The sequence below is a fragment of the Kocuria sp. CPCC 205263 genome, from assembly GCF_040981075.1.
Taxonomy (GTDB): domain Bacteria; phylum Actinomycetota; class Actinomycetes; order Actinomycetales; family Micrococcaceae; genus Kocuria; species Kocuria rosea.
The window spans coordinates 66872-73392 of the sequence record NZ_JAVKPV010000015.1 but is presented as its reverse complement, the minus strand read 5'-3'; the positions used below and the strand labels follow the sequence as shown (position 1 = coordinate 73392).

Below are 6521 nucleotides of genomic sequence, written 5' to 3'. Positions count from 1 at the left end.
GACACCGCCGGACCACACCACCAGGGTCGAGCCCCCGCACACCGTGCGGGGGCTCCCCGCATTTAACACCCCCCACAGCACCACAGCGCGGCATCACAGCAGCACAGCACCACAGCACCACAGCACGGCCCCCTATAGCAGAGCAGGCCCCCACCGCTGCCGGTGGGGGCCTGCTCTGCTGTAGGGGGCCGGGAGGGTCAGCCGACGATCTTGCCGGGGTTGAAGTTGCCTCCCGGGTCCGCCGCGGCGAACAGGCTGCGCAAGAGCTGCACGCCCTCGGGGGAGACGTCCTGCTCCATCCAGGGGCTGTGCTCGAGTCCCACCCCGTGGTGGTGGGACAGAGTGGCGCCGGCGTCGATGAACGCCTGCTGGATCGCGCTCTTGATCACGGCGTACTCGGCGTGGGGGTCCTCGCCGATCTCGTAGCCGAAGGTGAAGTAGAGGCAGGCGCCGGCGTGGTACGAGTGGGACATGTGGGACATGATCCAGCCGGTCTTGCCCTGCGACTCGAAGGCCCGACGCGCGGCGTCGTAGACCGCCTGGTGCACCGTGGTGAGCTTGGACCACGGTGCGGCGGTCTCGGAGACGTCGCCGATGGTGTTCTGCTCGAGCAGGAAGTCGCGCAGGTACGGGGTGTCGAACTTCTTCTGGTCGTAGAGCGCGCCGGGGCCCGCGCCGAGCACCAGGGCGCCCTGCTTCTTGACGATGCCGGCCACGGCCTTCTTCCGGCGTTCCACCTCGGGTTTGGCGCCCTCGAAGCACACGTAGGCGATGCACATGGCGTCGGTGTCCCAGCCGCGGCGCCGCATGAGCTCCCACAGCACGTCCTGGCCCTTGGCCGTGACCTTCTTCTTCAGCGTGGCGGGGGCCTTCTGGGTGGAGAGCGAGAACGCGGTCTCGTGCGCGTCGGAGACGCGGGCGAACGTGGTGCTGATGCCGGACCGGGCGATCTCGCGCATCGCGACGAGCGCCTGCTGCCAGGTGGGGAACATGTACGCGATGACCTCGCGGTGCTCGGCGATGCGGTGCACGTGCACGTCCAGCTGGGTGATCACGCCCAGCCGGCCCTCGGAGCCGATGATCATCTCCCGCAGGCTCGGACCCGTGGAGGTCGAGGGGAGGGGGCGCAGCACAACGGTGCCGCCCGGGCGCACCACGCGCAGGCCGCGCACGATGTCGGCGATGTCCCCGTACTTGTCCGACTGCATCCCCGAGGAGCGTGTGGCCGCCCAGCCGCCGAGCGTCGAGTGCGTGAAGGAGTCCGGGAAGTGGCCCAGTGTCCAACCGCGGGCGTTGAGCTGCTCCTCCATGTCCGGGCCCAGCACGCCGGCCTGGATGGTGGCCAGTCCCGAGGTCTCGTCGAGTGCGAGCACCTGGTTCATCCGGCCCAGATCCAGGGAAACGATCGTTCGTTTCTCATGGGGATCCGGCTGGAGGCTCCGCGAGATGCTCGTGCCGCCGCCGAAGGGGATGACCACGAGGTCGCGCTCGACCGCGAGCCGCAGCACCTGGGCGACCTCCTCCTCCGTGCCGGGGTACACGACCACGTCGGGCACCCGCGCGAAGTCCCCGGCCCGGGTGAGCAGCAGCTCGGTGACGGACTTGCCGGCCCAGTGCACGATCCGCAGCTCGTCGTCGAGGGTCAGGTGCTCTGCGCCGGTGATGGCGACCAGCGCCTCCAGGAGGGGTTCCCCGGCGCGGGAGGCGGGGACGCTGACCGTGGAGAAGTCGATGGTGTCGCGCTGCCGGGGCCGCAGGTCCACGTCCAGGGCGTTCTTGACGAACGGGGCGAAGGCGGGCTTGTTCGTGTACTCGAAGTGCACGCCTTCCTCGCCCCACCCCCACCACTTCATGTGCTTCACGTGTGCCATCTGCGCAGTACTCTCCTGGTTCTCGGGGGGTGACGGTGGTTCAGGCGTCGATGCGCGGACGGTGCTCGGCGTAGAGCGCCCGCACCGAGGCCTCGATGCGGTCGTTGAAGGACGAGGTGGGCTCCTTCTCCCGGGCGACCAGCGGCTCGCCGACGGCCACCACCACGCGGGGGCGGCCGCGGCGCGGCCAGCGGGCGCCGCGGGGCATCGCCTCGTAGGCGCCGATCAGGGCCACGGGGACCACCGGCACTCCCACGGCCTTGGCCAGGCCAGCGGCACCGATCTTGAAGGACCCCATCTTCCCCGTGCGGGACCGTGTGCCCTCCGGGAAGATCAGCAGCGGGACGCCGGCCTTCAGCAGCTGCTTGGACAGCCCCCGGTTCGCTCCGGTGCCAGTCCGGTCCACCGGGAAGGCGTTGAAGATCAGCTCGGTGAACATGCGCTTGTGCGGGGCGGTGAAGAAGTAGTCCGCGGCCACCCCGGTGGCGAGGTCGCGGCGGATGCGGCGAGGCACCGAGCCCAGGACGAGCGGCGCGTCGAGGTGGCTCGAGTGGTTGGCCACCACGATGCACGCCCCGTCCAGGGCGTCGGCCGCAGGGTGCGTCACCACGGTCCGGCGGACCGTGCGGTACGCGAGGCCCTGCAGGAACACCCGCTGGGCGATCTTGCGGGCGAGGCGGCGCCGCGGGTCGCGGAAGCGGTCGGGGCTCAGCTGCGCGGAGGACGCGGGCGGGGCCTCCGGCGCGGCCTCGGGGGAGGGGCCGGCGCTGCCGCCGTCGATGGAGCGCTGGACCGGGACCGGGTCCTGGGGGTCGCGGCGGGTCACGAGCCGGCCGCCCGTTCCTTCTGGCGGGCCGAGGCGACAAGCCCCGAGATCCGGCGCACCGCGGAGCGCGGCAGGTGCCGCAGGGCGAACCCGAGGAGCCGGTATCGCTTGGTGGGCATCGAGAGGACCTTGCCGCGCGCGACGTCGTCGAGGGCCTCCTCGACCACGCGCTCGGGGCTGAGCCACATGAAGGAGGGGATCGAGGAGCCGCTGATGCCGGCGCGCTCGTGGAACTCGGTGCGCACCCAGCCGGGCAGCAGGGCGGTGACGTGGATGTCTGTCCCGTGGAGCTCCACGGCCAGGGCTTCGGTGAACGCGGTCGTGTACGCCTTGATCGCCGAGTACGAGCCCATCGTGACCAGGCCCGCGGTGGAGGAGACGTTGATGATCCAGCCGGAGCCGCGCGCCGTCATCGCCCGTGCCGCCGCCGAGGAGAGCACCAGGACGGCCCGGCACATGACCTCGAACGCGCGGTCGTGGGCGCCGGTGTCCGGATCGGCGAAGCTGGTCTTCACGGAGAACCCGGCGTTGTTCACGAGCACGTCCACGGGTCGCTCGGGGTCTTCGACCCGGGCGGCGACGCGGTCCACGTCGGTGCGGTCGGAGAGGTCCGCGGGCAGGACCTCGACCGGCACGCCGTGCTCCGAGCGCAGCCTGGAGGCCGTCTGCTCGAGGCGGTCCGCGTCGCGGGCCACCAGGACGAGTGCATTTCCCCGGCGGGCCAGGGCTTCGGCGAACGCGGCGCCGATGCCGGACGTCCCCCCGGTCACGAGAGCGGTAAGCATGAGATCTAGGCTACACTACGGTAGCCGTAGCGCAGCCGGGCGCGGTCCGCTCGAGGGGCGTCGTCGTCGCCCGCCGGGCAGGGCCCGCCCGCAGCCCCCCCGCCCGCTCCGCACCGGCGGCGGACCAGCACACCACCGGAGGAACACCGTTGACCGAGACCCCCACCACGCGCGTCCTGCTGACGGGAGCCACCGGCTTCCTCGGGCAGGCGGTGCTCGAACGGCTGCTGTCCGCCCACGAGGGTGTGCACGTCACCGCCGTCGTCCGTCCCAAGGGCAGCATCAGCGGTGAGCAGCGGCTGCGGCAGCTGCTGCGCAAGCCCGCTTTCCGCACCTGGCGGGAAAGCGTGGGCGACGACGAGGCGAAGCGGGTCTTCGCGGAGCGCACCGCGGTCCTCGAGGGGGACCTGTCGGCACTCGCGGGCATCACGGAGCCGTTCGACGTGGTGATCCACTCGGCCTCCACCGTGTCCTTCGACCCGCCCATCCACGAGGCGTTCAGCACCAACGTCGGCGGCGCCACCGGTCTCTACGACGCGCTCCTGGCCTCCGGGCAGGACCCGCACGTCATCCACGTCTCCACCTGCTACGTCGGCGGGATCGCGAAGGGCCTGCGCCCCGAGGCGGCCGTGGACCACGAGGTCGACTGGGCCGCCGAGTTCGAGGCCGCCCAGCGGGCGCGCGAGGAGGCCGAGATGGCCTCCCGCACCCCGGAGCGGCTGCAGGCCATCATCGACGCCGCCACCGCGGACCACGGCAAGGAGGGGCCCAAGTCGGTGGCCCGCGCCGCGGAGGCCGCGCGCGAGGAGTGGGTCCGCACCCGCCTCGTCGAGTACGGGCGCACCCGGGCGCAGTCCCTCGGCTGGACCGACATCTACACCTTCACGAAGGCCCTGGGCGAGCGGGTCGCCGAGCAGAAGTGGGCGGGCGCCGGCCACCGCCTCTCCGTGGTGCGTCCGTCCATCATCGAGTCCGCGCTGCGCCACCCGTACCCCGGCTGGATCGACGGCTACAAGGTGGCCGACCCGCTGATCATGGCCTACGCCAAGGGCGCCCTACCGGAGTTCCCGGGGCTGCCGGACTCCGTGCTCGACGTCATCCCCGTCGACTTCGTGGTCAACGCGATCGTGGCGCTGGCCACGGGCGGGCATCGCGCCCCGTCCGGCGCGGCCACTCCCGACGGGCAGACGGACCCCGCCCCCGCGTACTACCAGGTCTGCTCGGGCGCCTCGAACCCGCTCCCGTTCCACCAGATGTACGAGAACGTCCGCTCCTTCTTCCTCGCCCACCCGCTCGAGGACGCCGACGGCAAGCCGATCCGGGTGCCCGAGTGGAAGTTCCCGGCCAACAACGCCGTGGAGCGCTCGCTGGCGGTCAAGGAGCGGCTCTCCGCCGTGGGGGGCCGGATCACCTCGGCGCTGCCCGCGACGTCCCGCACCCGGGAGTGGTCGACCTCCCTGCACCGGATGCAGTCCGGCCTCGGCTCCCTGCGCACCTACGTGGACCTCTACCAGTCCTACACGCGCACCGAGATGATCTTCGACGACGCCAGCACGCGGCAGCTCAACGACTCGCTGCCCGCCGGCACGCCGGAGGACCGGACCTTCGACGTCCGGTCGATCGACTGGGCCGACTACTGGAAGAACGTGCACCTGCCGGCGCTGACCACGATGACCAAGGCCTACGGCCGGCTCCAGGCGGCGTCCAAGCGGCGCGGCACGACCCGGCGGGGCCTCAGCGAGGGCACGGACGTGCTCGCGGTCTTCGACCTCGAGGGCACCGTCCTGGACTCCACGGTCATCCGCCAGTACCTCCAGCTGCGCCGCCGGACGCTGCACCTGGCGAAGTGGCCCGCGGAGGTCGCCGACCTCGTCTCGAGCGCCCCGACCTATCTCAAGGCCGAGAAGCGGGACCGCGGGGAGTTCATCCGGGCGTTCATGCGCCGCTACCAGGGCGTGCCCGCCGGGACCGTGCGGGCGCAGGTGGCCGGGCCGCTCGGCGAGGACATGCGGCGCCTCCTGCGCCCCGGGGCCCTGAGCCGGATCGAGGAGCACCGCGCCGCGGGGCACCGCACGGTGCTGGTCACCGGGTCCATCGACCTGCTCGTGGAGCCGATCGCGCACCTCTTCGACGAGGTCGTGGCGGGCCGGATGGACGAGCGCGACGGCGTGATGACCGGCTACCTCGCCGCTCCGCCCCTGGTCGACGAGGCGCGGGCCCAGTGGCTCAAGAAGTACGCCGAGCAGGGCGGCTACGACCTCTCCCGCTCCTACGGCTACGGGGACTCCCACGCGGACGCCAGCTGGCTGCTGCTCATGGGCCACCCCTACACGGTCAACCCCGACCTGCCCCTGTACCGGCTGGCCCGGAAGAACCACTGGCCCATCGAGGACTGGAAGACCGCCTGAGCGCTCCGGCGGCGGACGGCGAGCAGGAGGGCACCGATGGGCGACGACGACCGGACCGATCCGCGGACCGTCACCACCGACAAGAAGATCACCGCGGCGGCACTGGCCCTCCTGCGCGACGGCGGACCGCACCGGGTGACCATCGAGGCGGTCTCGGCGGCCTCCGGCGTGGCCAAGACGTCGATCTACCGCCGCTACGCGAACAGCCTGGAGATGCTCGAGGGGGCCCTCCAGGACGCCGTGGCCACGTACTCGCCGCAGCGGCCGAGCGCCCCGGCGAGCTGGGACGAGGGCCTCGCCGAGGCGCTGGACTTCCTGCTCCATGACATGGGCATCGGGGTGGCGGTCTCGCTGCTGAGCGACCCGGGCTCGGAGACGTCCCGGATCCTGCGCGCGCACCTGGTCCGCCCGCGCGTGGAGCGGCTCAAGGAGCTCTTCGCGGCGGAGACGGCGGCGGGACGGCTGAGCCCGGACCTGGACGTCGACGTCGTGCTGGACTTCGTGCTGGGCTCCGCCTACTCGCACGTGGCCCGGTACGGGAGCCTGGGCGACGACTGGCCCCGGCGGGTGCACCGGACCCTGACCGGGGTCCTCGAAGCGCACCGGCTTTGACCCGTGCGGGCCGGCGCCC

The 6521-nt window shown here is 72.1% G+C and carries 5 protein-coding genes; 2 read left to right on the top strand and 3 right to left on the bottom strand.

All coding sequences use genetic code 11. The features are described 5' to 3' along the window. Positions 1 to 197: 197 nt before the first annotated feature. The 3 genes from RF647_RS17360 to RF647_RS17350 are packed head-to-tail and all read right to left on the bottom strand — an operon-like array spanning position 198 to position 3482. Positions 198 to 1871: an FAD-binding oxidoreductase gene (locus RF647_RS17360; protein WP_368812799.1), complete on the bottom strand. Its 1674-nt coding sequence runs from the start codon at positions 1869 to 1871 to the stop codon at positions 198 to 200. Between the two features lie 40 nt (positions 1872 to 1911). Beyond that, positions 1912 to 2697, bottom strand: a complete 786-nt coding sequence (locus RF647_RS17355; RefSeq protein WP_368812798.1) for a lysophospholipid acyltransferase family protein — start codon at positions 2695 to 2697, stop codon at positions 1912 to 1914. Then, on the bottom strand, positions 2694 to 3482 hold the full coding sequence (locus RF647_RS17350) for an SDR family NAD(P)-dependent oxidoreductase (RefSeq protein WP_368812797.1): 789 nt from the start codon (positions 3480 to 3482) through the stop codon (positions 2694 to 2696). The genes RF647_RS17355 and RF647_RS17350 overlap by 4 nt, the downstream gene beginning before the upstream one ends. A gap of 149 nt (positions 3483 to 3631) precedes the next feature. On the opposite strand from RF647_RS17350, the gene RF647_RS17345 reads away from it, so the two are divergent. After that, complete coding sequence (locus RF647_RS17345; protein ID WP_368812796.1) at positions 3632 to 5890, top strand: HAD-IB family phosphatase; 2259 nt, start codon at positions 3632 to 3634, stop codon at positions 5888 to 5890. 36 nt (positions 5891 to 5926) lie between these two features. Then, positions 5927 to 6502, top strand: coding sequence for a TetR/AcrR family transcriptional regulator (locus RF647_RS17340; protein WP_368812795.1), 576 nt, complete (start codon positions 5927 to 5929; stop codon positions 6500 to 6502). The last annotated feature ends 19 nt before the right edge of the window (positions 6503 to 6521 follow it).

Excerpts from the sequence above, each read along its gene's own strand:
- RF647_RS17360 (WP_368812799.1), bottom strand. The coding sequence starts at position 1,871 with ATGGCACACGTGAAGCACATGAAGTGGTGGGGGTGGGGCGAGGAAGGC.
- RF647_RS17350 (WP_368812797.1), bottom strand. The coding sequence starts at position 3,482 with ATGCTTACCGCTCTCGTGACCGGGGGGACGTCCGGCATCGGCGCCGCG.
- RF647_RS17340 (WP_368812795.1), top strand. The coding sequence starts at position 5,927 with ATGGGCGACGACGACCGGACCGATCCGCGGACCGTCACCACCGACAAG.